The following is a 1,528-nucleotide window of genomic DNA, read 5'->3' as shown; positions in this document are numbered from 1 at the left end:
CGCACCACATCCATCAACGACCAGTCGATAAACGGCGCCAGAGCCGCCGCACACTCCCCCAACCGCTCCGCGAACACCGGGGACTCGTCCAACAAACGGGCACCCATACCCGCCCACTGCGAACCCTGCCCCGGGAAGACAAACACCGACCTCCCCTCGACGTCGGCAACCCCACGCACCACACCCACCGCGGGATCGTCATCGCCCAGAGCACGCAGACCCGACAGCAACTCCTCACGGTCACCACCGACCACCACCGCCCGGTGCTCCAACACCGACCGCGTGGACACCAGCGAATAGCCCACATCCACGGGCTCCAGCTCCAGGTCGGCCTCCACCCGCGCCAGCAGACCGGCCGCCTGCCCACGCAACGCCGCAGCCGTCTTCGCCGACACCACCCACGGCAGGGCGGCAGGGGTCACGACGGGCTCGGGCCGCGTGTCGGCGGAAGGCGGTTCCTCGGGCAGCGGGGCCTGTTCGATGATGGTGTGGGCATTGGTGCCGCTGAGGCCGAAGGACGAGACCGCGGCCCGGCGCGGGCGGCTGTGCTCCGGCCACTCCACGGATTCGGTGAGCAGCTGGATGTCCCCCATGGACCAGTCCACATGCGTGGACGGCGTGTCCACGTGCAGCGTCTTGGGCAGCACACCGTGCCGCATCGCCATCACCATCTTGATCACACCGGCCACACCGGCCGCTGCCTGGGTGTGCCCGATGTTGGACTTGATCGACCCGAGCAGCAGTGGGTGTTCGCGGTCCTGTCCGTAGGTGGCGAGAAGTCCCTGTGCCTCGATGGGGTCGCCCAGCGTGGTGCCGGTGCCATGCGCCTCCACCGCGTCCACCTCCGTCGGAGCCAGACCCGCGTTGGCCAGCGCCTGACGGATCACCCGCTGCTGCGACGGACCATTCGGCGCGGTCAGACCATTCGACGCACCGTCCTGGTTCACGGCCGAACCCCGCACCACCGCAAGCACCTCATGCCCGTTGCGCCGCGCATCCGACAGCCGCTCGAGCACCACCAGGCCGACACCCTCCGACCAGCCGGTCCCGTCGGCACCCTCCGCGAACGCCTTGCACCGGCCGTCGCCTGCAAGCCCGCCCTGAGCGCTGAAGTCGATGAACGGCCCGGGGGTCGCCATGACGGTGACGCCGCCGGCCAGCGCGAGGGAGCACTCTCCCGACCGCAGGGCCTGCACCCCGAGGTGCATGGCCACCAGGGATGACGAGCATGCCGTATCGACCGTGACCGCCGGACCCTCCAGGCCCAGCGTGTAGGAGACCCGGCCCGACATCACACTGCCGGCCGTCCCGGTGCCGAGGAAGGCACGCACGTCCTGCGGGAATTCCAGGCGCCCCGACGCGTAGTCGTGGTGCAGCGATCCGACGAAGACACCGGTCTGGCTACCGCGCAGTGCGGTAGGAGCGATTCCGGCTCGCTCGATGGCCTCCCAGGACACTTCCAGCAGCAGCCGCTGCTGCGGGTCCATCGCCAGCGCCTCGCGCGGCGAGATCCCGAAGAACCCGGGGT

The 1,528-nt window shown here is 70.0% G+C and carries 1 protein-coding gene; it reads right to left on the bottom strand.

Annotated features, from left to right (window positions below):
* Nucleotides 1-1,528: type I polyketide synthase (locus ACWDSL_RS53350; protein WP_450496994.1), on the bottom strand; the 1,528-nt coding region annotated here is incomplete at both ends.

The sequence above is a fragment of the Streptomyces sp. NPDC000941 genome (genome assembly GCF_053599555.1).
The sequence above is the reverse complement of the archived record's forward strand: the minus strand, read 5'-3'. Positions and strand labels throughout refer to the sequence as shown.